We start from the raw sequence: 24,519 nt of genomic DNA on the forward strand, positions 1-24,519 counted from the left end.
GGACGCGTTTCTCACCGCGACATGAACGTCGCGACCGGCATGGACTGCAGGACCGTGCGGGTTATGCCGCCGAACAGCAGTTCGCGCAGCCACGAATGGCTGTAGGCGCCCATCACCAGCAGGTCCGAACCGGTGGCTGCGACACGATCCTGGATGACATCGTCGACGGAGCGGCCATCGGAGTCTTCCATGGACACGGCGACCGTAGCGCCATGACGCGCAAGTGCCGCGGCAATCTCGGCGCCGCCGCCTTCGGCGTCTGAGTCGTCGGGCTGATCGATGACCAGTATCTCGGCCTCCTCGGCCTCCACGATGAAGGGGAGGGCGTCGAAGGCAGCGCGCGCGGCCTCGCGGCTGCCGTTCCAGGCGATCAGCACGCGATTGTAGGTGCTGAGAGAAGGTCCCGCATGAGGCACCACCAGCACCGGCCGTCCGGCATCGTAAAGCAGCGTGTCGATGTCGGTCGAGGTGTCGGAATCCGCTTCCGGATTGCGCTGGGCGGCGATCACCAGATCGGCGCAGCGGGCGCTTGAAATTCCGGACAGAGCGCTATCGCCTGAAAAACTCTCCAGCCCACGCCATTCGAAGGATTGGCCGGCTGCCTCGACGCGTCCCCGGAACAGGCCTTCGAGCTTCTTGGCGCGCTCCTTGTTCATGCTTGCCGTCGCTTGCAGGAACTCGGTGTCGGGAAAACCGATGGTCGAAGCATAGGCGACCGGCAGGGCCTCGGCGTGAACACCGATCAAGTGACCTTCGAAGCGGGCGGCGAGGGGAATTGCGCAATCGAGCACGCGTTCGGTGTCTTCCGCACTCTGGATGATGGCGACGATCGTCTTGAACGGCATGGCAGCCTCCTGAACAGCGATCCGGCCTCTCAGTACAACATGGTAGATCTCGCGCGGTTCCGCCAGCCCCAACTACTGTCCGGCCTTGACGAGCCCCGCCACCATGGCTTCGACCTTGGCGCGCGCCGCCTCCAGCGCCGCGGCGTCCCGCGCGCGCACCACCAGTTCGGTCCAGAATTTTCCGTCGAGATATTTTGGATAGGAGCCGATGATGGTGTCCGGATGCGCCTTCTGGATCTCCGCCAGCGGCCCGCCGATCGTGCCTTCGCCGAACGGGCACTGGACGGTCGCCGAGAGCAGCTTCGTGCCGGTCTTCAGCGTCGGTACGACGTTGTCGAGCATGGCCTGGAAGATCGCGGGCACACCCGCCATGACATGGACATTGCCGATGCGAAAACCCGGCGCGATTGAGACCGGATTGTCGATGTGCTCCGCGCCGCGCGGCATGCGCGCCATGCGCTTGCGCGCATCGGTGAAGTCCATGGCGCGCTGGGCGTAGTTCTCCGCCAGCATCGCATAGGCCTTCGCGTCATATTCGCAAGGCACGCCGAAGGCCTTTGCGACGGCGTCGGCGGTGATGTCGTCATGCGTCGGGCCGATGCCGCCGGTGGTGAAGATATAGGTGTAACGCGCTCGCAGCGTGTTTATCGCGGCGACGATCTCATCCTCCTCATCCGGCACGATGCGGACTTCCTTCAGGTCGATGCCGATGGCCGTCATGATATCGGCGAGGTGGCCGATATTGCGGTCCTTGGTGCGCCCGGACAGGATCTCGTCGCCGATGACGACCATTGCTGCGGTTACGATTTCGGCCATCGGTGCTCTCCGGGAAGGGACAACCTGCAGATACAGGCGTCGCGCAAACTCGGCAATGGGCGTCGAACTGTGAACGATCTGCCGGCTTTAGTGACGTTTCCAATGAACGAACTGGCCATTACGTGGTTGTGGCGCGGGCGCTCGTCAGAGCGCCCGTTGAAATTTTCAAAACCACGGAGAATTGCGATGGCGAAGGTACTGGTCCTCTACTATTCGAGTTGGGGCCACATGGAGCAGATGGCGAAAGCGGCGGCCGAGGCGCGCGCGAAGCCGGCGCAAATGTGACGATCAAGCGGGCGCCGGCCCGCCTTACCACCCTGAATTGCGCTCTGTCCGATCATGCTGCATGATGGGTGCGCGGACGAAAACACCACCGCATCTATGGCGACACTCGCGGACTTCGTCGTCTCGACCCAGGGGATAGTCCCCCAGTAACCCAGCGAGGCGCGGATGGCCGATATCTACGGCACCAACGGCAGCGATACCGTCACCGGCACCAACGGCGACGACAACATCCACGGCGGCGACGCTATCCCGGGCGGGTCCGATGTCGGCGACGACACGCTCAACGGCGGGGAAGGAAACGATCGACTCTGGGGCGAGGGCGGCAACGACATTCTCTACGGCGACGATGGCGATGACTTCCTGTTCGGCGACATCGGCGATGATACCTGCAATGGCGGCGCAGGCAACGACACGATCGAAGTCACGCGGGGCAATGACATCGTCAACGGTGGAACCGGAATCGATCTGTTGACCTTCTTCGAAAAGAGCGCAGGCATCACGATCAGCCTGGCGATCACGGTTGCGCAGGACAGCGGCGATGGAATCTACACCATCCACAACATCGAAAATCTTACCGGCGGATATTCCAACGACACGCTGACCGGCAATGACGGCGACAATGTCATTCAAGGCGGCCAACAGGCCTTCGGCTACGATGGCAATGACTGGCTCGACGGCGGCGCGGGCAATGACACATTGATTGGTAACCGCGGCACCGACACGCTGATCGGTGGCCTGGGTGACGACACGCTGACGGGCGGCGAAGATGACGACACCTACATTCTCGACACGATTTACCGGCCCGATATTTTTGCCAAGTTCCGGTACGATGCGGTGGTCGAGTACACGTATGGAGGCATTGACACAGTCAAGATTCAGCGTGTCGGGAATACGGAAGCCTATACTCTCACAGCAAATGTCGAGAACGGGCTCATCACGGGGACTGAAACCTTTACGCTCAGTGGCAATGAACTCGCCAATCAGCTCACCGGCAACGGGTCGGCCAACACGCTCTACGGCATGGCCGAGAATGATGTACTCGACGGTGGCGTCGGCAACGACACCATGCATGGCGGCAATGGCAACGACACCTATTACATCGACAATATCGGCGACAAGGTGATCGAGGCGAACGGTGCGGGCACCGGCACGGACGAGGTGCGGACCAGCGTCAGCTTCTCGGTCGTGTCGCAGTTCGTCGAGAACATGGTGCTTTTGGGCGCCGACTCGATCAGCGCCATCGGCAACAACCTTGACAACACCATTACCGGCAATAGCGGCAACAACGCTATCGACGGGCGCGGCGGCATTGATGTCATGGAAGGTGGCTTGGGCAACGACACCTACTATGTCGACAACGTGCTCGACAAAACGATCGAAGCCAACGGCGCCGGCACCGACACCGTCTACACGACCGTGTCCAAGGCTTTTGTCGACCAGTTCGTTGAGGTGATCCGGCTCTCCGGCTCGGGCAACATCAACACGACAGGCAACAGCCTCGCCAACACCATCGTCGGCAACGGCGCCAACAACGGGATGAATGGCCGGGAAGGCGCCGACACCCTGACGGGCGGCTACGGCAACGACACCTTCGTGTTCAACACGGTTTTGGGCGCAGGCAACGTCGACATCATCACCGACTTCAAGCCCGCCGACGACACGATCCAGCTGGACGACGCGATCTTCACGTCTCTCGGCACAGGCGTGCTCTCGGCCAATGCGTTCCGCTCGAATGCTACGGGCCTGGCGCAGGATGCCGACGACCGCATCATCTACAACAGCGCCAACGGCCAGATCTACTACGACTCGAACGGCAATGGCGCCGGCGGCAACGTCCTGGTAGCGGACCTCGACAGCGGCCTGGGGGTCACCAACGTCGACTTTCTCGTCGTGTAACCGAACCGGGGAAGTGGACTGCCGGCCGTCCAGTCCGTAAGCCAGATCCACGACCGCATGCTCGTCATTCTCGGCCAGGCGGCTTATGATGCCTGGCTTGATCCCTCGTCCACCGCCCCGAAGCAGGTGCCCGCTTTGGGCCAAGGGCGCGCTGCTCAACAAGGTCGGCTCGGTGATGGTGTCGACCGCCACCCAGCACGCCGACGTCGCGCTGCTTTCGACCCAGGCCATGCTGCAGCACCACGGCATGATCATCGTACCATTGTCCTATGCCTGTCAGGGCCAGTCGGGCACCGACGTCGTGCGCGGCGGCGCGCCCTACGGCATGACGACGAATTCGGACAGCGACGGCTCGCGCCAACCCTCGGCGCAGGAACTGGAAGGCGCAAAATTCCAGGGCAAGCGCGTTGCCGAGATCGCTGCCAGGCTGCACGGCTGATTTTCATTTCCGGATCAATTCATTGCGGGCGGTTCCTCAGAGCCGCCCGTTTTGCATCATGTCGCGCCTGGCGACCGGATGACCGCCAGTTCCTGGAAAGCGGCGGCGGCGTGGTCGAGAAACGCGCGGACCTTCGCCGGCATATGCGGGCCGCTGCGCGCGACGAGCTGCACGGGCAAAGGCGGCGGCTCGAACTCGGCGAGCAGGCGCACCAGCGAACCCTCCGCCAGATCGTCGGAGACCTGGTAGGACAGGAAGCGGGCTATGCCGCGGCCGGCCCTGGCCGCAAGAAGCTGCGATTCCACATCGTTGACCAGCAGCCGCGGCGACAGCCGCACCACCGGGCCGCGCATCGTCGGGCCGAAGCGCCATTCCCGCGTGCTCGACCGCAATGAATTGAAGATCGTGTCATGGCGGGCGAGATCGGCCGGCCCTTGCGGCGCACCAAGCCTTTCTACGTATTCGGGGCTGGCGACGACCACTCGCCGCACCTCGCCGACCCGTCGCACCAGAAGCGCCGAATCCGACAACGGGCCGATACGGACCGCAACATCGAGGCCTTCCTCGATCAGGTCGAGATTTCGGTCGTTGAGGACAAGCTCCACCTGGATCTCGGAAAACGCGTCGAGGAACGACGTGACCACCGGGGCGACGTGGCGGCGGCCGAACTGCACCGGGGCGGTGACCCGCAGCAAGCCGCGAAGCGGCGTGCCGGCAATGCCCGACAGCATGCGCTCGTAGTCGGCCAGCAGAAGGCGGGCGCGTTCGGCAAGCGCGCGGCCTGCCTCCGTCGGCGACAGGCGGCGCGTCGTGCGCTCGACGAGGCGTATGCCGGCACGGTCTTCAAGTGCGGCCAGCGCGCGGCTCACCGCCGGCGGCGAGCGCCGCAGCCGGCGCGCGGCGACAGCCAGGCTGCCGCCGTCGATGACCGCGACAAAGATCTCAAGCTCGTCCAGCCGGTCCATGGATTGTTCCAGTATTTGAAATTCTGACTTTCGCAAATACCAGATTGATGCCGGAAGCGGCAAGGATAGAGTGGGCGCGAACGAAGGAGACCGCCCATGAGCCAACCTGCAATCACCCTCCACGGCATAGAGCTGTCCGGCCATACGCACCGCGCCGAGCTGATGCTTCGGATGCTCGGCCTGCCTTTCCGCTTTTCGCCGGCGCCGGCAGACGTGCGCCGCACCGAAGCCTTCCTGAAGCTCAACCCGCTCGGCCAGATCCCTGTGATCGAGGATGGCGACCTGGTGCTGTGCGACAGCAACGCCATCCTGGTCTATCTGGCGAAGCGTTATGCGTCGGAAAGCAATTGGTTGCCCGACGAGCCTGTAGCTGCGGCACAGGTGCAGCGCTGGCTGTCGATCGCGGCCGGCGAATTGCGCTATGGCCCGGCGGCGGCGCGGGTGATGGCGCTGTTCGGCGCTCCCGGCGACCGGGAAGCCTGCCATGCGATCGGCGCGCGCGTGCTGACATTCATGGAGAACCATCTTGCCGGCCGCGAATGGCTGGCGGCGGAGCACCCGACGATCGCCGACCTGGCCTGCTATTCCTATGTCGCGCATGCGCCGGAAGGCGGCATCATGCTCGAGCCTTATCCGGCAGTCGGCGAATGGCTGCGCCGTGTCGAGGCGCTGCCGAATTTCAAGCCGCTGCCGGCTTCGCCTATCCCGCAGGTCGCGTGAGGCCGATATGGACGGCTCGCCCTTCCATCCGGACGAACTCGCCGCCCAGGCGCTGGCCGGCGTCGGTTCAGGCGGCGGCGGCATTCGCGGCTTCATGCCCGACCAGCACCGCAGCTTCTTCGAACTGCTGCCCTATTTGTTCGCCGGCGTAGCGGACAAGGAGGGGTGGTCGCTGGCCACGATGCTGACCGGCGCGCCGGGCTTTGCCCATTCCCCCGACCCGGTGACCCTGCGCATCGATGCGCTGCCGGACAGCCGGGATCCGGCGGCCGGCGGCTTTGCGGCTGGCCGCGACATCGCCATCCTGGGCATCGACCTGTCGACGCGCCGCCGCAACCGCGCCAATGGCAGCATCGCAGAAATGGATTCCGGCGGGCTGACGGTCTCGGTCCGCCAGAGCTTCGGCAATTGCCCGCAATACATACAAGGCCGGGCGGTCGAGGTCGCCGGGCGCCGGTCGGCCGACACGGAGCCGCTTTCCGGGCTCGACGGCGAGGCTCGGGCGATGATCGGGCGCGCCGACACCTTCTTCGTCGCCTCCCGTTCGCGGCCTGAAGCCGGCGTTGCAGGCGGTCCGGACATATCGCATCGCGGCGGCCGCCCGGGCTTCGTCGATGTCTCGGGCGACACGCTTACGATCCCGGATTTTCGCGGCAACCGCTATTTCAACACGCTCGGCAATCTTTTGGGCGATCCCCGCGCCGGGTTGCTGTTCGTCGATTTCGAGCGCGGCGACCTCCTGCAACTGCAGGGGACCGCCGAGGTCGACTGGAGCGGCGAGGCCGGCCGGCTGATCGAAGGCGCGGAGCGCATGTGGCGCTTCCATGTAGCGCGCGGCTGGCGCCGCCGGGCGGCCACGCCGCTGAGATGGTCGTTCGTCGACTATTCGCCGTTCACCGAGCGGACCGGCGCCTGGCGCAAGGCAGGTTGACGCCGAGTCCGCGCGAAAGGCGGGCCTCAGCCACGGGCGGATGATGAGGCGCTGGGGGCTTCCTTCTCCCGAGCGAGTTTTATCCAGACCGAGATGTGAAGCAGGATCGACAGCGGCACCAAAAAGGTCGGGATCAGGATCAGCGGAAACTCGGAAATGATGATGTTCGGCCGGTCGAACGCGAAGAGCTGGAGCGGAGACGGACTGGTCAGCAGGCCGAGCGTGAGCGCGACCACCAGATCGAAAACGCCGAAGGCGTTCCACCATGCGACCGCGCTTCGGCCCTGGCCTGCATCGCGGGCATAGCGCGCCGCGACGAGGGGCGCCATCAGGCCGACAGCCACATCTCCTATACCGGCCGGTAGCGCGAACAGGCCGGGAACCGACCCCGCGAGCCAGAGAACCACGAAAACGCCGCCGATGACACGATAGAGCTGGATGCCGACTAGCCACTGCATCGGCACAGCGGCGACGACGCGCGCCGCCGTTGCGGAGCCGAAAAGCAGGGCCACGCCGGCGATGATCGGGATCAGCAGCCCGAACTGGATGGTGGGAAGGCTGTCAGCTGAAACTGAATATGCGCCGTTCACTGCCAGGAAATTGGCGATCGCGAACCAGATCAGCAGGACGAGCGAAATCGTCCACAGCACATTCTTCCGCTCGGAAGGTGACCAGCCGGGCTGGGTGAGGGAGCGACCGAGGCCGATGAGGACTGCCGCGATCATGGCGAGCGACCCGGACAGGATGTAAAGCGTAAGCAGGGAAGGTACCGGCATTGGATTTCCTCCGCTTGGTAAGTTGCAGATCGAGCATTGCGCCCAGTCACTATGAAATCAATAGAAACTTGTGAAAATATAGCCTGTGCGTTAGGGTCAAGCATGGCTTCACCCTATGATCTCGACTGTCCGGTCGCCCGAACGCTCGACATTGTCGGCGAAAAATGGACGATCCTCATCCTCCGCGACCTGCTCAGGGAAGGACCGCGGCGTTTCCAGGATCTGGCCACAGCGTTTTCGGCGATCTCTCCCAACACACTGTCGGCCCGACTGAAAACGCTGGAAACGAGCGGCATCGTCGCCGCGCGCGCCTATGCCAGCCATCCGCCGCGCAACGAGTATGTGCTTACCGAGAAGGGCAGGGAGCTTGGGCCTGTGCTTCTGGCGCTGAAGCGTTGGGGCGAGGAGCACACTTGATTGTCCCAGCCCCGGCGGGCCGCCAAAGAATCCGGCGGCAACCGGCATTTCGATATCGATCGGGTCATCGCCTTGTCAGACGCACGGCCGACAAGGCGTTTGCCCTTGCTCCCAGCGGGGCGCTCCTTTAGGCACTGAATCAAGCGGACGTGGCGGAACTGGTAGACGCAAGGGACTTAAAATCCCTCGGGCTTGCCCGTCCGGGTTCGATCCCCGGCGTCCGCACCAGCATCAACAGGAAATAATCCCGTAACGGTTGAAGCCGTTTACCGGCCGCTCGACCTGCGGGTGCCGTGCCTGTCATAAAGCGTGCTAGCGACCGGCAAATCGCGCCGATGCTTAAAATCCGACAATTGCCGTCAGCGATTCCTTAAGGAAACCGGCCTTTCCTCAGTCTTGCGCGGGGCGCCTCCTGGGAGGAAAACGTGCGATCGGATTTTGCTGGCGCGCGCCAATGCCTTGAGCGCGCATTCGACCTGCTTCAAGGCAACGATCGGCTGAGCGTTCAGTCGCGAGAAGCGCTGGGCCTTCTGATAGAAGCGATGGTTACCGAGGAATGTTCGCGCCGAAGCGCGGCAAAGATCCTGCCGTTCCCTCAACACCGTACAGTTTCCGGCAATCGGCCTTAGCCGAAAACGCCCCTGGTTGGTCTGAAGCAAGAGGTCGTCAGCCCGGCAGCAAGTCTAAGCCTTCCGCCGGCGGGCGGGCGCCAGCGGACGCTTCTTCCAGCCCGATACCCAATGGATAAGCGGGTAGCGCAGGCGAAAGGGCAGAATCCGGACGAATTTCAGCACCCAGGTCAGCCGGTGCGGGAAATTGGGTTCGAAACCGCCGCTCCTGATTGCCTGCGCCATGCGCCTCGAGCAGTCCTCGACCTTCATCAGCGCCGGCATCTTGAACTGCGCACGCTCCGTGAGTGGCGTGGCGACGAATCCGAGGTTCATGATCTGCAGGCGGATGTTGATCTTGTCGAAATCGTGCTTGATCGCTTCGGCGAAATTGTTCAGCGCAGCCTTTGACGAGCCGTAGGACGCCGCGGACGGCCAGCCGAAATAGGACGAGGCCGAGCCGACAAGCACGACATGGCCGCGGCCGCGGGCGCGCATGCGGTCGACCACGGGCACCATGCCGTAGATGACGCCGAAGAAGTTGATCTCGTAGGTCTTCAGTATGTTCAGAACGTCGAGGCGTTCGCCGCGTGTCGGGAAATAGCCGCCGGCGTTGAAAACGGCCAACACGATCGCGCCGGCTTCCCGCTCGATCGCCGTGACGGTCTTGTCCATGGCGGCTTCGTCGGTCACGTCGCAAGGGAAAGACACGATTCGACCGGGAAGGCCGGCGGTCTCCTGGACGAGCGTGGCGAGCCTCTCCTCGTCACGCGCGGTCACCGCGACCGTATAGCCTTCGGCGGCGAGGTCTCGCGCCAGCGAGCGTCCGATGCCCGTGCTGGCGCCAGTGACCCACGCCACGCCGTCTGCCGGGGCAGCCCTGTACAATGCCATGCTTCAAGAATCCGTCGACCGCATCAGTATGTTACCTAACTGGGGCCGTTGTGAAAGAAAAGCGTGGAATCCGGACACTCTCCAGCGGGTCAGACGCTCACAATGCGCGTGGCGAGACAGGCAAAATCGCGGTGGTGCTCATGTCGCCGGCAAACGATCGAACTACTTTTTAGCCTGGGCAAAGGACGCCAGGCCGAAAATGCGGACGGTCCAGGCAATTTCCTGCCTTGAAACGCCCGCGCCACATTTCTAGGGTTCCACGGCAATCGCACAAGGAAAGTTCCCATGCATCGTTCGGTGATCGACGCCATCGGCAACACGCCGCTGATCCGTCTCAAGCGCGCCTCGGAAGAGACCGGATGCGAGATCCTCGGCAAGGCCGAGTTCATGAATCCGGGTCAGTCGGTCAAAGACCGCGCCGGCCTGTTCATCATCCGCGACGCCGAGGAAAAGGGATTGTTGCGGCCCGGCGGCGTCATCGTCGAGGGCACTGCCGGCAATACCGGTATCGGCCTGACTGTGGTCGCCAAGGCGCTCGGCTACCGCACCGTGATCGTCATTCCCGACACGCAGAGCCAGGAGAAGAAGGATGCGCTGAGGGTGCTCGGCGCGGAACTGATCGAAGTGCCGGCGGTGCCCTACAAGAACCCGAACAATTACGTGAAAGTGTCGGGGCGGCTGGCCGAGCAACTTGCCAAGACAGAGCCGAACGGGGCGATCTGGGCCAACCAGTTCGACAATATCGCCAACCGCGACGGCCATGTCCGCACCACAGCGCAGGAAATCTGGGAGCAGACCGGCGGCAGGGTCGACGGCTTCGTTTCCGCCGTTGGCACGGGAGGCACGCTGGCAGGCGTTGCAATCGGCCTGAAGGACCGGAAGAGCGGCGTGAAGATCGCGCTCGCCGATCCGCTGGGGGCCGCACTCTACAGCTTCTATACCGAGGGTGTGCTGAAAGCCGAGGGCAGCTCGATAACCGAAGGCATCGGCCAAGGCCGCATCACCGCCAATCTCGAGGGCTTTTCGCCCGATTTTTCGTTCCAGGTGCCGGACGACGAAGCGCTGCCCATCGTCTTCGACCTCGTTCAGGAGGAGGGGCTCTGCCTGGGCGGATCGACCGGCATCAACATAGCCGGCGCGATAAGGCTGGCGCGGGAACTCGGGCCGGGCCATACGATCGTGACCATTCTTGCTGACTACGGCACGCGCTATCAGTCAAAACTGTTCAATCCCGACTTCCTGCGCACGAAGAACCTGCCTGTACCCGAGTGGATGGACGTCATGCCGCAGATCCCGGTGCCGTTCGAGGCGGTGGCGTGATGGCGCATGTGACGCAAGCCCTGTTCAGGGACGACGCCTATCTCGGCGAAGCAGCCGCGAAAGTCGTGGCGGTGAATGACCGCGGCGGCATCATCCTCGACCGGACGATTTTTTACGCCACTTCGGGCGGGCAGCCGGGCGACACCGGCCTGCTTCGGCTGAACGGCGGCGATGCCATCGCGATCGCGGCGACGATCACCGGCGAGACCAAGGACGAAATCATCCATGTGCCGGCGCTGGGCCAGGCCGTCCCGCTGGCCGGCGACGAAGTCGGGCTTGCCTTAGACTGGCCGCGCCGGCACCTCCTTATGCGCATGCACACGGCTTGCCATCTGCTGACCGTCGTCTGCCCGTTCCCGATCACCGGGGCGTCGGTCGGCGAGGATGACAGCCGCATCGATTTCGATATTCCTGATGCGAGTTTCACCAAGGAAGAGGTGACGAAGCGCCTGATGGAACTGGTCGCGGCCGACCATCCCGTGTTCACGCGGCTGATCACCGACGAGGAACTCGCCGCAAATCCCGGCTTGGTCAAATCGAAGAATGTGCGCCCGCCCAACGGAACCGGAAAAATCCGCCTGGTCTGCATCGGCGAGAATGCCGTTATCGACAGCCAGCCCTGCGGCGGCACTCATGTCCGCTCGACAGGCGAAGTCGGCGAGATCCATATCGGCAAGATCGAGAAGAAGGGCCGCGAAAACCGCCGCTTCCGCATCCGCTTCGGGTCGATGCCCGCGCAGTGAGCGCGGTTTGAGTTTTGCGCGCGCGGCGATATGTAAGGTGCGCGAACAGGAGCGAGCCAATGCCGGAGACCAGCCCTTTCATCGTCGATGCTGACTGGCTGGAGCAGCGGCTCGGCACGCCCGGCCTGTCGATCGTCGACGCTTCCTGGTACCTGCCGGCGCAGAGGCGAAACGCCAAGGCCGAGTATGACGCAGCGCATATTCCGGGCGCGATCTTCTTTGACCAGGACGTGGTGGTCGACCCGGATTCGCCGCTGCCTCACACGCTGCCGCGACCGGAGGTCTTTGCCCAGCATGTCGGCTCGATGGGCATCTCGGCCGACGACACGATCGTCGTCTATGACGGGCCGGGCATGTTCAGCGCGCCGCGCGTTTGGTGGATGTTCAGGGTCATGGGCGTTTTCCAGGTCTATGTGCTGGATGGCGGTTTCGACGGCTGGAAGACGGAAGGCAGGTCCGTCACCGCTGAGCGGACCAAGATCGCGCCCTGCGTGTTCTTTGCGACTTTCGACGAGGAGCGCGTCGCCAACCTCGCCGACATGCGCCGCATCATCAAGACCGGCGAAAGCCAGGTCGCCGACGCCCGGCCGGCCGGGCGCTTTCAGGGCGTCGAGCCGGAACCGCGCGCCGGGGTGCGGTCCGGCCACATGCCGGGCGCCAAGAGCGTGCCGGCGCTCACCCTTTCCGAGAACGGAAAGCTTTTGCCGGTCAATCGGTTGAAGGAAGTTCTTCTGGGTGCCGGTATCGACCTGTCGAAGCCGGTGGTGACCTCCTGCGGCTCGGGCATCACCGCGGCGGCGATCACATTGGCGCTGGAATCGGTCGGGCACACCGACAACAAGCTCTATGACGGGTCGTGGACCGAATGGGGCGGGCGGAGCGACACACCGGTCGAGACCGGCAAGGGTTGAGACGATGGACAAGGCTGCGGAGACCATTCCGGTCACGGTGACCTTCCTCGAAATGAGCCGGCCGCCGGCCTTCAGCCCGCCGTTGCCGGCGAACCGGCAGATTGCGTTGCTGAGGGCCCGAAACATCCCGCTGCATTTCTATCGCTACCTGATGGACCGGGTCGGGCGGAAGTGGCACTGGGTCAACGTTCTCAGGCTCGACGACGAGGAACTCGCGGCCGGCCTGCACCGCGAGGACCGCGACATCAGGGTGCTCTATCTTGACGGCTCCCCGGCCGGCTTTTTCGACCTGAAGCCGCATCTGCCGCAGGAGGTGGAACTCGCTTATTTCGGCATGATGGAGCACGCGATGGGGCAGGGGCTCGGCCGCTGGTTTCTGGGAGCGGCAATCGACACGGCCTGGTCGTACAAGCCGCAAAGGGTGACGGTGCAGACCTGCACGCTGGACCATCCCGCTGCGCTGCCGCTCTACCAGAAGCTCGGCTTCTCTCCGGTCGGGCAGAAGAAGGAGAATGTGCGGCCGATGTCGTTCGAGGAACGCGCGCAGAGCGTGATGCGGGAGTAGGGAACGCCGCAAATCGCCCGAGCTTTCATGGCCGTCGCGTCATGAATCGGGTGGCTGGCATAGCCTCCAAACCGTATTTTCATCGCAAGGTTTCGTCCTGCGATGGAGATGATGTCATGCTTTTACGCTATGTTGCTTTGCCCACCGAAGATGTCCGCGCGCTGCAGAGGGGCGAGCCCGACGCCTACGGCATGGTTCCCGAAAAACGTGTTTCCGACGGCGACGGCGTGCCTTGCCGGCACTGCCTGAAGAATGTGGCGGCCGGAAAGGAATATCTGATCCTCGCCTACCGCCCGTTTCCGGAATTGCAGCCCTATGCCGAGACCGGGCCGATCTTCCTCTGCGCCGAGGAATGCGAGCGTGCGCCGGAAACCGACGTCATTCCGTCGATGTTCCGGGCGACACCGGATTACATCCTGCGTGGGTATGGCAGCGACGACCGCATCGTCTACGGCAGCGGCGGAGTGGTGCCGACACATATGATCTGCGGCCGGTCGCACGAATTGCTGCAGCGGGCCGACATCGCCTATGTGCACATGCGCTCGGCCCGCAACAATTGCTATCAGTGCCGGATCGAGCGGGCGTGACGGCTGCATGTCGCACCGCTGTCGTATTCGCGCGGTATAAGATGTCTGTCGATCGATTTTCTCGACCGCGGATGAACCGGCGGGAAATCTCGACAGTCGAGGAAGCGGGGTTTTTGCCCCGCTTTTTTGTTGCCCGCACGCCTTTCTCCCAAAGAAAAAGCCCGCCGGACGGACCGGCGGGCGAGGCAGGAGGAACTTTCAAGCCTGACGAATATCAGGCGGCGAGGACCGCCTTCGGCTCGGCCATTTCGTAGCCGAGCGCCTCGGCCACCGCGCGGTTGGTGATGCGGCCTTTGTGGACGTTGAGGCCGTTGCGCAGATGGTGGTCGTCGAGGATCGCCTTGATGCCCTTGTTGGCGAGCTGCAGGCCATAGTGAAGCGTCGCGTTATTGAGTGCATGCGCTGAGGTGACCGGCACGGCGCCCGGCATGTTGGCGACGCAGTAGTGGATGATGCCGTCGACCTCGTAGGTCGGATCGGCATGGGTGGTGGCGTGCGAGGTCTCGAAGCAGCCGCCCTGGTCGATCGCGACGTCGACCAGCACCGCGCCCTTCTGCATGCCCGACAGCATTTCGCGGGTCACCAGCTTGGGAGCGGCAGCACCCGGGATCAGTACCGCGCCTACGATGATGTCGGCCGAGAAGCATTCGTCCTCGAGCGCCTCGACAGTCGAATAGCGGGTGTGGACGCGGCCGTTGAAGATGTCGTCGAGCTGGCGCAGGCGCGGGATCGAGCGGTCGAGGATGGTCACGTCGGCGCCAAGGCCGACGGCCATCTTGGCCGCGTGCAGGCCGACCACGCCGCCGCCGATGACCGCAACCTTGCCGGGCAGCACACCGGGCACGCCGCCGAGCAGCACGCCGCGGCCGCCATTGGCCTTTTGCAGCGCGGTCGCGCCGGCCTGGATCGACAGGCGGCCGGCGACTTCCGACATCGGGGCCAGCAGCGGCAGCCCGCCGCGATCGTCGGTTACTGTCTCGTAAGCGATTGCCGTGACGCCGGAGGCCAGCAGACCCTTGGTCTGCTCCGGATCCGGCGCGAGGTGAAGATAGGTGTAGAGGATCTGGCCTTCGCGCAGCTGCACCCATTCGCTGGGCTGCGGCTCCTTGACCTTGACGATCATGTCCGACTTGGCAAACACGTCGGCGGCGGTCTTGGCGATCACAGCACCCGCGGCGCGATAGGCATTGTCATCGGCGCCGATGCCGGCCCCTGCGCCGGTCTCGACCAGAACTTCGTGGCCATGCGCGGAATATTCGCGCACCGCGCCCGGCGTCAGGCCGACGCGGTACTCGTGATTCTTGATTTCCTTGGGACAACCGACGCGCATTCGTTCCTCCTCGAATTTCTGATTTTGCGGGGTGGACCATAAAACCACAAATAGCGCCGCAAATGTTTGCGAATCCGGTTGTCGCCAAGCACGGTAATGGCTATTCCTTGCGCCAAAATCCGTTCTATTCGAAGGAAAAACGAACAATGTCGCTCGACAGGATCGATATCGCCATTCTGGACTCACTGCAGAAGGACGGCCGGATCCCCAATGCGGCGCTCGCCGAAAAGGTCGGGCTGTCGCAGTCAGCCTGCTCGCGCCGTCTCGATAACCTCGAGAAAAGCGGCGTCATCCGCGGGTATCACGCCCGCCTTTCCAACGCCGCGCTCGGGCACCAGCTGACCGCGATCGTGCATATTTCGCTGTCCGGGCAGTTCGAGAAGACGCTGTCGGATTTCGAAGCCGCCATAAAGCGTTGCCCGAACATCCTGTCGTGCCATCTAATGTCGGGCGAATACGATTACATCCTGCGCATCGCCGCCCGCGACCTCGCCGACTACGAGCGCATCCACAAGGAATGGCTCTCGGCCATGCCGCATGTGACCAAGATCAACTCGTCCTTCGCGCTGCGCGAGATCATCGACCGTACGGCAATGGGCATGAAGCCTGAGATGGCGTAGCCGACAAGCGTCGCCTGCATACGACCAATTATTGCGCCAACCTGCGATTGAGCGTACCAATAAAGTCGGACGGGACTCTACTGTTGGCGGCTACAGGAGACTTTCCATGACACATGCAATCGACCCTTCCGAAACTGTGGGCTCGGGCGCTCCCGAACTGCGCTCGAAGTGGTGGCTTTTCATGCTTCTCGGCGTGGGGCTGCTTGTACTTGGCTTTATTGCGCTTTCGAACATTCTGGTGGCAACTGTTGCTTCCGTCTTCTATGTCGGTGTCATGATGATGGCGGCGGGTATCGCCGAGATCATCCATGCCTTCAGCGTACGGACCTGGGGTTCGTTCGCGCTGTGGCTGCTGAGCGGCATCGTCTACGCGATCGGCGGTTTCCTGGCCTTCTACAATCCGGTACTCGCGGCTTCGGTGCTGACGCTTCTCCTGGCCGGAACGCTGATCGTGGCCGGCATATTGCGGTTCTGGGTCGGCTTCCAGTCGCGTCCCGAACAGGGTTGGGGCTGGGTCGTGTTTTCGGGCCTGATCACCCTTCTTGCAGGTATCGTTCTGGCCATTGGCTGGCCCTTCAACACGCTGTGGGTGCTCGGCCTCGTGCTGGCGATCGACCTGACGATGCAGGGCGCAGCGCTGGTGGCGTTCGGCTTCGGCCTGAGGCGCGGCGTGCACTAGAACTCACGCGGGCGTGGATGCGGTGACGATCCGGTCCATCGGAATGTCGTGCGGCTGCGGATAGATCGTGGCTATCCGCTGCGTGTCGTAACCGACCCCGATGACCAGCGGCTTTTTCGGCAGCGCGGCGAGCGTCCGGTCGAAGAAGCCGCCGCCATAACCCAGGCGGTAATTGGCCGGATCGACCCCGACCAGCGGCGAAATCACCACATCGGGGATGACGCTTTCACCGTCGGCCGGGATGGGGATGTTCCAGACGCCCTTTTCCAGCCGGTCGCCTGGCCTGTAGGCGCGGAAGACCAGCGGATGTGCCTTTTCGATGACGACCGGCAGGGCGGCCCTGCCACCGCGCTCGACGACTGAAGCCATCCAGGGCCTGAGGTCCGGCTCGCCGCGGAACGGCCAATAGACACTGATGGTCTTTCCGCCGACATCGCCGATTTCGGCATCCAGTCCCTCGACGATCTTCGCCGCCATCTCCGCCCGGATTTCCGCCGGGATCGCCAGCCGCATCTCGATCAGGCGCGCCCGTTCTGCCTTGCGCCAGCGCGCGACATCGGCCCATGCGACCGGGTCGGCATGAACTCCGCGGGCGTCGAAGCCAGGCTGCAACTCGTGCAGGAAACAGGCCGGGGAGGCGTATTGCGCCGTGCCTTCATCGTCGGGATCATGATCCATCGGTCACCTCAATTCATTTGCTCGAAGCTAGACCCGGCATCGGCAGGCGGCATGTGTATTCGCGACACAGCCACGCGCGAATGACAAGGGAGGATACGGCTGCCTCTCATTGTCGCGGTTGCGGGTGCGGGGTTGTGCCGGATGGCGCTACGCCCCATCATCGAGTTGGCACCGCCTTCGAAATTGCAAAGCATGACCATGCATCATGTCGTTGTCGTCGGCGCCGGTTTCGGCGGCCTGGAATTCACCCGCGCGCTCGCCGGTGCGCCGGTCCGTGTCACGGTCATAGACCGGCGCAACCACCATCTTTTTCAGCCGCTGCTCTATCAGGTCGCGACGACATCGCTCGCGACGTCGGAGATCGCCTGGCCGGTGCGCTATCTCCTGCGCAGGCGCAAGGAGGTGACGACGCTGCTGGGCACGGTCGTCGGCGTCGACGCCGCGGCGAAACGCGTTCTGCTGGAAGGCGGGGATGCGGTCGCCTACGACACGCTGGTTCTGGCGACGGGTGCGCGCCACGCCTATTTCGGACACGACGAGTGGGAACCTTTCGCGCCGGGCCTGAAGACGCTGGAGGATGCGACCACGATCCGCCGGCGCATCCTGCTCGGTTTCGAACAGGCCGAGCGCGAGGCCGATCCGGAGAGGCGCCGCGCCTTGATGACGCTCGTCATCATAGGTGGAGGGCCGACCGGCGTGGAGTTGGCCGGCACGATCGCCGAACTGGCGCGCGATACGCTGAAGGGTGAGTTCCGCAACATCGATACGGGCGACGCACGGGTCGTTCTGGTCGAGGCCGGCGAGCGTCTGCTGCCGGGCTTCAAGCCGGAACTCTCCGCCTACGCCAAAGATGCGCTGCAACGGCTGGGCGTCACGGTCGAACTCGGCCGGCCGGTTTCGGAATGCAATGCCGATGGCGTCGTGTTCGGCGGGGAGCATCTGCCGGCAAAGACGATCATCTGGGCGGCGGGTGTGGCTGCGTCGCCGGCGGCCGAATGGCTGGGCGTTGCCGCCGATCGCGTCGGCCGGATCATCGTAGAGCCCGACCTGACTGTACCCGGATATCCCGAGATCTTCGCCGTCGGCGACACCGCCCATGTCGAATGGACCGACGGCAGGCTTGTGCCGGGCGTGGCGCCGGCCGCCAAGCAACAGGGCAGGCACGTTGCCGAGACCGTCAGGAAGCGCCTCGCAGGGGATGCCGCGCCGCGGCCATTCACCTACAAGCACGATGGCGATCTCGCGACTATCGGCAAGCGCGCCGCCGTCATCGATTTCGGACGGATCAAGCTCACCGGCTGGATCGCCTGGTGGATATGGGGCTTCGCCCACATCTATTTCCTGATCGGGCTCAGGAACCGGCTGACGGTTTCGCTAAGCTGGCTATGGATCTATTCGACCGGGCAGCGCAGCGCCCGCCTGATCACTCAGGGGCCGCAAAGCGACGATGAAGAAGCCGATCCGCCGGCCGGTTCGCATGAGGCCAGATCCTTGCGATAGTCATCCGCCTGTCATCCGATCCTGCTGGACTTGCGAAAAGTTCGGCGCGAAACTCATTGTTTCGGCGTCGATTTTTTCAAGCTTCAGTTCCAGGAGGAAGAACACAATGTCCCATATGCTTCACCCGATTTCGCGCCGCTCCTTTCTGGCGGGCACGGCTGCCAGTGGCGCGCTGGTGATGCTGCATCCGTTTTCCGCACGCGCCCAGGCGAACCAGGCGCATCTGCGGATCATGGAGACAACGGACCTGCACGTTCACGTCTTCCCCTACGATTACTACGCCGACAAACCGAACGACACGATGGGCGTGGCGCGCACCGCCTCCATCATCGACGCCATCCGCGCCGAAGCCACCAATTCCATCCTCGTCGACAATGGCGACTTCCTGCAGGGCAACCCGATGGGCGACTACATCGCCTATGAGCGCGGCATGAAGGACGGCGACATCCACCCGGTCGTCAAGGCTATGAATGTGCTGGGCTACGACTGCTCGACCATGGGCAATCACGAGTTCAATTATGGGCTCGATTTCCTGTTCAAGGTGCTCAACGGCGCGAACTTCCCGTTCGTTTGCGCCAATCTGACCAAGGGCCAACTCGCAGCCGACGCCACCAAGGACGAGCTTTTCCTGAAGCCCTATGTGATCCTCGACAAGAAGATCAAGGACGGCGCCGGCGCCGAGCATCCGATCCGTATCGGCCTGATCGGGCTCGTGCCGCCGCAGATCATGACCTGGGACTCGCGCCACCTGCAGGGCAAGGCGATGACACGCGACATCGTCAAGGCGGCCGAGGCGTGGGTGCCGCAGATGAAGGAAGAGGGCGCCGAACTCATCATCGCGCTGTCGCACTCCGGTATCGGACCGGCGCAGTATGCCGAGAATCTCGAAAACGCCTCGCTGCTCTTGGCCGGCGTCGACGGCATCGACGCAATCGTGACCGGCCACAGTCATCTCGATTTCCCGGGAACCAAGTTCGACGGCGTCGAAGGCCTCGACAATTCGAAGGGCACGATCGGCGGCAAGCCGGGCGTGATGGGCGGCTTCTGGGGCTCGCATCTCGGCCTGATCGACCTGATGCTAGAACGCGACGGCAATGCCTGGAAGATCGCCGGTTCGACCAGCGAAGCTCGGCCGATCTTCAAGCGCGTCGAGAAGAAGGTGGTGCCGGAGGTCGAAAGCAAGGCCGAGGTGGAAGCCGCGGTCAAGGACGATCACGAGGCGACGCTGAAATATGTCCGCACGCCGGTCGGCAAGACTTCCGCGCCGTTGCACTCCTATTTCGCGCTGGTGGCGGATGATCCATCCGTGCAGATCGTTAGCCAGGCGCAGGTCTGGTACATCAAGGACATGCTGAAGGACACCGAGCACAAGGACCTGCCGGTGCTTTCGGCTGCCGCGCCCTTCAAGTCGGGCGGCCGCGGCGGCGCGGACTACTATACCGACGTGCCCGCTGGAGCCGTTGCGATCAAGAATGTCGCCGACCTTTATCTGTACCCGAATACGGTGCAGGCGGTGGCGATCACCGGCGCGCAGGTCAAGGAATGGCTCGAGATGTCGGCCGGCATCTTCAACGCAATCGAGCCGGGCAAGGCCGACCAGCCGCTGATCAATCCGGATTTCCCATCCTACAATTTCGACGTCATCGACGGCGTGACCTACAAGATCGATCTTGGCCAGCCGCCGAAATACGATCCCAAGGGCGCAGTGCTCAATGCCAGCTCCAACCGCATCGTCGACCTGATGTTCGACGGCAAACCGATTGATCCGGCACAGCAATTTGTCGTCGCCTCCAACAATTACCGCGCCCGCGGCGGCGGCAATTTCCCGGAGATCAACGCCTCCAAGCTCGTCTTCGAAGCGCCGGACACCAATCGCGACGTGATCGTGCGCTACATCGTCGAGCAGGGCACGATCAATCCGTCGGCCGACGGCAACTGGTCGTTTGCGCCGATGGAAGGTACGTCGGTGATCTTCGAGACCGGACCCAAGGCGAAGGATTTCATCGCCGATTTGAAGAGTGTGAAGATCGAGCCGGCCGGCGAGGGGGCGGAAGGGTTCTCGAAATATCGGATCACGCTGTAGGGGCCCGAGCGACTGGAAAGGCGGTCCGCCCCATGGCGAGCCGCCTTTTCCACCAGCAAAAGCTAATCCACACTCGGTGATTGGATCGCGCCCGATCGGCGACCGGGCGACAAGTTGCCGGAAGAAGACGACGTGCCGGAGGAAAGCCCATCGCGATTTCCGGTGCCCAGGGGATCGTTCGGAACGATCAAGGGCGGCATTCCCTCAGGCGCTCCGGGAAGGGCGGATGTCGTTCCACCGGTCGAGTTGCCTGGCTGAAGGCTGGGCGAACCTGCATCGGGAATGGCGGATGTCGTCGAACTGTCGACGTCATTGCAGACGTCGTCGACTTGCGGGGTGGGGTCGATGCCGATATCGCCGCAGCCGGGCGCCGACGTCTGAGCCGTTGCGGCCAACGTGCTTGCAAGCATCAGGCCGGCGGCGGCCGTCAAGAACTGTTTCATCTAGGCCTCCTTCATCCTTTGAGGCGCTCGCGTCGAACGCATCTAAAGCAATCGCGCGAGCGCTGGATGAAACGGAACGCACTTCCACGGCCATGGTTTCATCTTTCAGCGAGGCGCTTACGCCCGGTAGGCTACGAGCCTTATGTCGATGTGTTCGGCGCGGAAAACCTACCTCGTGGCGACGGAGGCAGCGTCGTCGCTTCTGCCCGTTGAAGCCGGGTGATGTGCGATTTCCGGCACGATGAGGTCGAGCGCGTCGGTGGATATGCCGCCGGAATAGCCGGCCGGAAGGTTTTTGATCAGCTCCGGGTCGTCGAGACCTTCCGAGAAGCCGCCGCCTGTATAGGGGCCGAGCAGGAATATTTGAATTCCGGCCGCGTCCATTCGGTCGAGAAAGCGGTTCGGCCAGCCCCACAGCCATCCGGCGACGTTGATCGGGATCAGCAGCGTCGTGCCGCGGCAATGCTCCGGCACATAACCGCTCCAGCCAAGGGCGGCATATTGTAGGATGCAGCGGGCCAATGAGCGGCGGGATAGCGTACGCATGTCCGGCAGCGCCTGCTTCACCGCCTCGACCGGCTCGTTGCCGCCATAGACGGTCAGCAGCGCGCGGCGGGGCGGCGGGAGATCCGCCAGATAAACCGCCAGCTTCCCGCCTTCCGCGGCGTCGTTGCTTTTGACGTTGATGTGGAATCGCCGATCGGGAAAACGGGCGAGCACCTCGTCAAGCGAAGGCATCAGGCCGATGCCTTGCCCGCGAAACGGGAACGTCTTGCCGCCGTCCGCCGTGTAGCCGTAGCCGACATCCAGCTTTTTCAATTCGGCCATCGAGCGGTCGCGCGTCGTGCCTGAGCCTTCGGTACGGCAATCCAGCGTCCAGTCGTGGAAGACGGCGAATTTGCCTTCGGTCGTCGGATGAACGTCAAGCTCCAGGACATCCGCCCCAAGCGCGAAGGCCGCCTCCATCGAGCGGATGGTGTTTTCTAGATAGTCGTGACGCGGCGGCAGCATCTTCTCGGCCGTGCAGGTTTCGCCGGTAAGCCCGGTCCCGTCGTAGGATTGGGCAAGGCCGCGATGGGCGAGAATCACCGGCTCGCCCGCCGGTCGGCTCGAGAGAAGCGACGTGTTGTTGATGTAGATCGCTGCCCCGGCGGCAATTAGAACGAGAAGGATTGTCGTGCGTTTCTTCATGTGTTGCCCGGCCAGATTCAGTGAATCAGCAACCTAGCCGGGGATAAGGCCCTTTCAGGGCGAAAGCCCCGCAATCAGGCCTTGTACACCACCTGCCGGACGTCGATGTATTCGGCCCGGAATCCGGCTTCGCAGTAGTGGAGATAAAACTCCCACAGCTTCTTGAAGCGGTCGTCGAAGCCCAGCGGCACGATCTTTTCCCATGATTCCCAGAAGCGCAGCCGCCATTCCGCGAGCGTGCGGGCATAGTCCTGTGCAAAGACCCGCTCGCGCAGGAAGGACAGCCCCTGTTCGGTGCCGAGCGATTTGAGGATCGCCGGCGTCGGGAGCATGCCGCCCGGGAAGACGTAGCGCTGGATGAAATCCGGACGCTTGCGATAGAGTCTGTAGGCCGCCTCGTTGATGGTGATGATCTGCATGCCGGCGGTGCCGCCCGCCCTGAGGCAATCCTTCACCTTCCCGAAGAATACCGGCCAGTATTTTTCGCCGACCGCCTCGAACATCTCGATCGAGGCGATGCGGTCGTATTTGCCGTTCTCGTCGCGATAGTCCTGCAGTTTGATCTCGACCTTGTCGGAAAGCCCGGCCTTTGCGATGCGCTCGGCGGCGAAGTCATGCTGCTCGCGGCTGATGGTCAAACCGGTGACGCGGCAGCCGATCTCGCGCGCGACGAATTCGGCGAAGCCGCCCCAGCCGCAGCCGATCTCCAGCACGTGGTCGTTAGTGCCGATGCCGACATCCCTGGCCAGCGCGCGGTATTTCGCCACCTGCGCGCTTTCGAGATCGTTGGCGCCGGCTGAAAACAGCGCGGACGAATAAGTCATGCTGGGATCGAGCCACTGCCTGTAGAACGCATTGCCGAGATCGTAATGGGCGGAAATGTTCTTCTTCGAACCGGTGCGGGTATTTTCATTGAGCCAGTGGCGCAGGCGCTGGACAGTGGTGAGCAGCCAACTCGCGCCGCCGGCGACTTTCTCCCCGGCCTCGGAATTGACCACGAACAGTTCCAGGAAGCTGGTCACGTCCGGGCTTTCCCAGTCGCCATCCATGTATGATTCGGCGACCCCGATCGTGCCGCTGGTAAAGGCGCGGCCGGGCAGTCGCCAGTTCTTCAGGACGATCTGCGCCGAAGGACCGGGCGACTTGCCGCCGACGACGACCGCACGGCCGTCTGGCATGGTGATCTTCAGCGTGCCGCGGGCAAGCTCCATCGCCGCCGAAAGCACCAAGCGCGCCTTGGCTGGCAGCCCCTTGGCTACTTCGGCGAAATTTCCCGCGTGGAGGCGGATCGCCCCGTCCGAAGCAGTCTCCTCGATGCCGTCCCTTTTCATCGCACAGCTCTGATTAGATGATGTATTGCAATGCCTTGCCGGCGCACGCTGTTCCGCATCATGATACTGTCGGGGGAAATCCGCAACTTCCGGTTATTTCGCGGCTTGGCCCCGGTGCAAGGCCGCGAGCTTCATTGCCGGCAAAGCGAAGTTCAAGGTACAGGCGGCGGTCGCCGCTGTGCCAGGTGGGTTCATCCGCCGAACGCCGCTATGGCGCGGCCGCATGGATATGCCTGCGCGAGAATCAAAAACAGCACCACGCAACTTGCCGGGCCTTGCGGTTTCGGCGGCAATCAACAAAGTGGGCGCACAGCAAGCATCGTGCGGCGACGAAACGTCCGCCTTGGGGGTAGGGCATGCGCTATGTAATCGGGATTTGCCTCGTTACCGGCTTCCTGATCTGGGACGGCGGCTACAATGAGGGCCGCTATCTGGATTCGGGAGTCCGCGAGCTGAGGCATATGCTGAGCTTCATAACCGGCTGAACGGTTCGGGCAGCGTCAGTTCAGCACATCCGGGCCCGGTGCGGTTGACGGCAGCACATTGCCGACCGAAAACGCCTCGCATATTTCGGCGGAGGCGCTCTTGATCCGGCACGTCGTGTTTTTCAGCGCAAAGCAGCGTGAGGATGTGGAAGCCATTCGCGCCGGCCTTGCCCGGCTTGGCGCCATTCCCCACTCCAGCCGCTTCGAAGTTTCGCTCAACACCAAGGTCGATCCGCTGTCCGACGAGGTGGATGTGGTCGTCTATGCTGAGTTCGCGAATGCTGAAGCTCTCGCTGCCTACAAGGCTGATCCGATCTACGCCGAGACCACACGTCAGGTCCGGCCGCTGCGCGAATTGCGCTACTCCGCTGATATTGTTGCGCAGCCCAGCTGATCGTGTAAGCCAGCCAAGCTGGGAATGACGGGCTGGTTTGACTTTTGTCAGCGGTCATGACTAATGT

The 24,519-nt window shown here is 63.3% G+C and carries 25 protein-coding genes, 1 tRNA gene and 2 pseudogenes; 18 read left to right on the plus strand and 10 right to left on the minus strand.

Annotated elements, in window-relative coordinates; genetic code table 11:
• Positions 1-11: 11 nt before the first annotated feature.
• Together ACG873_RS08995 and ACG873_RS09000 are read right to left on the minus strand one after the other, a co-directional pair.
• The gene (locus ACG873_RS08995; protein WP_394891402.1) at positions 12-845 is read right to left on the minus strand and encodes a universal stress protein; all 834 of its coding nucleotides are present in this window, start codon (positions 843-845) and stop codon (positions 12-14) included.
• Positions 846-917: 72 nt separating this feature from the next.
• On the minus strand, positions 918-1,661 hold the full coding sequence (locus ACG873_RS09000; protein ID WP_394891403.1) for a competence/damage-inducible protein A: 744 nt from the start codon (positions 1,659-1,661) through the stop codon (positions 918-920).
• A gap of 186 nt (positions 1,662-1,847) precedes the next feature.
• Here ACG873_RS09000 and ACG873_RS09005 point away from each other — a divergent pair.
• From ACG873_RS09005 to wrbA, 3 genes and pseudogenes are all read left to right on the plus strand, one after another.
• A pseudogene (locus tag ACG873_RS09005) lies at positions 1,848-1,963 on the plus strand (flavodoxin domain-containing protein); the annotation flags it as partial.
• Between the two features lie 148 nt (positions 1,964-2,111).
• A complete protein-coding gene (locus ACG873_RS09010; RefSeq protein WP_394891404.1) occupies positions 2,112-3,842 on the plus strand; it encodes a calcium-binding protein in 1,731 nt (576 codons plus the stop codon).
• A 133-nt stretch (positions 3,843-3,975) separates the two neighbouring features.
• Positions 3,976-4,281: pseudogene (gene wrbA, locus ACG873_RS09015) on the plus strand (NAD(P)H:quinone oxidoreductase type IV); the annotation flags it as partial.
• Between the two features lie 56 nt (positions 4,282-4,337).
• On the opposite strand, the gene ACG873_RS09020 reads toward wrbA, so the two are convergent.
• The gene (locus ACG873_RS09020) at positions 4,338-5,246 is read right to left on the minus strand and encodes a LysR family transcriptional regulator (RefSeq protein WP_394891405.1); all 909 of its coding nucleotides are present in this window, start codon (positions 5,244-5,246) and stop codon (positions 4,338-4,340) included.
• 96 nt (positions 5,247-5,342) lie between these two features.
• Between ACG873_RS09020 and ACG873_RS09025 the strand changes: the two genes are divergently transcribed.
• Both ACG873_RS09025 and ACG873_RS09030 read left to right on the plus strand, forming a co-directional pair.
• Positions 5,343-5,966 carry a glutathione S-transferase gene (locus ACG873_RS09025; protein WP_394891406.1) on the plus strand — a complete coding sequence of 208 codons (624 nt, stop codon included), beginning with the start codon at positions 5,343-5,345 and terminating at the stop codon, positions 5,964-5,966.
• A 7-nt stretch (positions 5,967-5,973) separates the two neighbouring features.
• Positions 5,974-6,897: a pyridoxamine 5'-phosphate oxidase family protein gene (locus ACG873_RS09030; RefSeq protein ID WP_394891407.1), complete on the plus strand. Its 924-nt coding sequence runs from the start codon at positions 5,974-5,976 to the stop codon at positions 6,895-6,897.
• 26 nt (positions 6,898-6,923) lie between these two features.
• Here ACG873_RS09030 and ACG873_RS09035 read toward each other — a convergent pair whose 3' ends face one another.
• Positions 6,924-7,673: a hypothetical protein gene (locus ACG873_RS09035; RefSeq protein WP_394891408.1), complete on the minus strand. Its 750-nt coding sequence runs from the start codon at positions 7,671-7,673 to the stop codon at positions 6,924-6,926.
• Positions 7,674-7,775: 102 nt separating this feature from the next.
• Between ACG873_RS09035 and ACG873_RS09040 the strand changes: the two genes are divergently transcribed.
• Entirely contained in the window at positions 7,776-8,090 is a 315-nt protein-coding gene (locus ACG873_RS09040; RefSeq protein WP_394891409.1) for a winged helix-turn-helix transcriptional regulator, read from the plus strand.
• A gap of 143 nt (positions 8,091-8,233) precedes the next feature.
• Positions 8,234-8,318, plus strand: a tRNA-Leu gene (locus ACG873_RS09045).
• Between the two features lie 455 nt (positions 8,319-8,773).
• On the opposite strand, the gene ACG873_RS09050 is transcribed toward ACG873_RS09045, so the two are convergent.
• A complete protein-coding gene (locus ACG873_RS09050; RefSeq protein WP_394891410.1) occupies positions 8,774-9,592 on the minus strand; it encodes an SDR family NAD(P)-dependent oxidoreductase in 819 nt (272 codons plus the stop codon).
• A 285-nt stretch (positions 9,593-9,877) separates the two neighbouring features.
• On the opposite strand from ACG873_RS09050, the gene ACG873_RS09055 reads away from it, so the two are divergent.
• The 5 genes from ACG873_RS09055 to ACG873_RS09075 all read left to right on the plus strand — a co-directional run bounded on the left by ACG873_RS09055 (position 9,878) and on the right by ACG873_RS09075 (position 13,718).
• Complete coding sequence (locus ACG873_RS09055; RefSeq protein WP_394891411.1) at positions 9,878-10,912, plus strand: cysteine synthase A; 1,035 nt, start codon at positions 9,878-9,880, stop codon at positions 10,910-10,912.
• Positions 10,912-11,655, plus strand: coding sequence for an alanyl-tRNA editing protein (locus ACG873_RS09060; RefSeq protein WP_394891412.1), 744 nt, complete (start codon positions 10,912-10,914; stop codon positions 11,653-11,655). The genes ACG873_RS09055 and ACG873_RS09060 overlap by 1 nt, the downstream gene beginning before the upstream one ends.
• Before the next feature lie 59 nt (positions 11,656-11,714).
• Positions 11,715-12,566, plus strand: coding sequence for a 3-mercaptopyruvate sulfurtransferase (sseA, locus tag ACG873_RS09065; protein ID WP_394891413.1), 852 nt, complete (start codon positions 11,715-11,717; stop codon positions 12,564-12,566).
• Between the two features lie 4 nt (positions 12,567-12,570).
• A complete protein-coding gene (locus tag ACG873_RS09070) occupies positions 12,571-13,131 on the plus strand; it encodes a GNAT family N-acetyltransferase (protein ID WP_394891414.1) in 561 nt (186 codons plus the stop codon).
• A 116-nt stretch (positions 13,132-13,247) separates the two neighbouring features.
• Positions 13,248-13,718, plus strand: coding sequence for a DUF1203 domain-containing protein (locus tag ACG873_RS09075; protein WP_394891415.1), 471 nt, complete (start codon positions 13,248-13,250; stop codon positions 13,716-13,718).
• 214 nt (positions 13,719-13,932) lie between these two features.
• Here ACG873_RS09075 and ald read toward each other — a convergent pair whose 3' ends face one another.
• Positions 13,933-15,048 carry an alanine dehydrogenase gene (gene ald, locus ACG873_RS09080; RefSeq protein ID WP_394891416.1) on the minus strand — a complete coding sequence of 372 codons (1,116 nt, stop codon included), beginning with the start codon at positions 15,046-15,048 and terminating at the stop codon, positions 13,933-13,935.
• 146 nt (positions 15,049-15,194) lie between these two features.
• Here ald and ACG873_RS09085 point away from each other — a divergent pair, with 146 nt between their 5' ends.
• The gene (locus tag ACG873_RS09085) at positions 15,195-15,668 is read left to right on the plus strand and encodes an Lrp/AsnC family transcriptional regulator (protein ID WP_008836494.1); all 474 of its coding nucleotides are present in this window, start codon (positions 15,195-15,197) and stop codon (positions 15,666-15,668) included.
• A 106-nt stretch (positions 15,669-15,774) separates the two neighbouring features.
• Positions 15,775-16,347, plus strand: a complete 573-nt coding sequence (locus ACG873_RS09090; RefSeq protein WP_394891417.1) for an HdeD family acid-resistance protein — start codon at positions 15,775-15,777, stop codon at positions 16,345-16,347.
• A gap of 3 nt (positions 16,348-16,350) precedes the next feature.
• On the opposite strand, the gene ACG873_RS09095 is transcribed toward ACG873_RS09090, so the two are convergent.
• Positions 16,351-17,025, minus strand: coding sequence for a 5-formyltetrahydrofolate cyclo-ligase (locus ACG873_RS09095; protein WP_394891418.1), 675 nt, complete (start codon positions 17,023-17,025; stop codon positions 16,351-16,353).
• Between the two features lie 192 nt (positions 17,026-17,217).
• Between ACG873_RS09095 and ACG873_RS09100 the strand changes: the two genes are divergently transcribed.
• Both ACG873_RS09100 and ACG873_RS09105 read left to right on the plus strand, forming a co-directional pair.
• Positions 17,218-18,525 (plus strand): NAD(P)/FAD-dependent oxidoreductase, encoded by a 1,308-nt coding sequence (locus ACG873_RS09100; RefSeq protein ID WP_394891419.1) that lies wholly within the window; start codon positions 17,218-17,220, stop codon positions 18,523-18,525.
• Positions 18,526-18,631: 106 nt separating this feature from the next.
• Positions 18,632-20,608, plus strand: a complete 1,977-nt coding sequence (locus ACG873_RS09105; RefSeq protein WP_394891420.1) for a bifunctional 2',3'-cyclic-nucleotide 2'-phosphodiesterase/3'-nucleotidase — start codon at positions 18,632-18,634, stop codon at positions 20,606-20,608.
• Between the two features lie 62 nt (positions 20,609-20,670).
• Here the strand turns inward: ACG873_RS09105 and ACG873_RS09110 are convergent, their stop codons facing one another.
• The 3 genes from ACG873_RS09110 to ACG873_RS09120 all read right to left on the minus strand — a co-directional run bounded on the left by ACG873_RS09110 (position 20,671) and on the right by ACG873_RS09120 (position 23,573).
• On the minus strand, positions 20,671-21,039 hold the full coding sequence (locus ACG873_RS09110; protein ID WP_394891421.1) for a hypothetical protein: 369 nt from the start codon (positions 21,037-21,039) through the stop codon (positions 20,671-20,673).
• Positions 21,040-21,219: 180 nt separating this feature from the next.
• Entirely contained in the window at positions 21,220-22,242 is a 1,023-nt protein-coding gene (locus ACG873_RS09115) for a glycerophosphodiester phosphodiesterase family protein (RefSeq protein WP_394891422.1), read from the minus strand.
• A 74-nt stretch (positions 22,243-22,316) separates the two neighbouring features.
• Complete coding sequence (locus tag ACG873_RS09120; RefSeq protein WP_394891423.1) at positions 22,317-23,573, minus strand: class I SAM-dependent methyltransferase; 1,257 nt, start codon at positions 23,571-23,573, stop codon at positions 22,317-22,319.
• A gap of 356 nt (positions 23,574-23,929) precedes the next feature.
• On the opposite strand from ACG873_RS09120, the gene ACG873_RS09125 reads away from it, so the two are divergent.
• Entirely contained in the window at positions 23,930-24,058 is a 129-nt protein-coding gene (locus tag ACG873_RS09125; protein WP_281352836.1) for a hypothetical protein, read from the plus strand.
• 100 nt (positions 24,059-24,158) lie between these two features.
• Positions 24,159-24,452, plus strand: a complete 294-nt coding sequence (locus ACG873_RS09130) for a Dabb family protein (protein ID WP_394893411.1) — start codon at positions 24,159-24,161, stop codon at positions 24,450-24,452.
• Positions 24,453-24,519: the final 67 nt, after the last annotated feature.

Source organism: Allomesorhizobium aridi, from assembly GCF_043769475.1.
Classification (GTDB): domain Bacteria; phylum Pseudomonadota; class Alphaproteobacteria; order Rhizobiales; family Rhizobiaceae; genus Allomesorhizobium.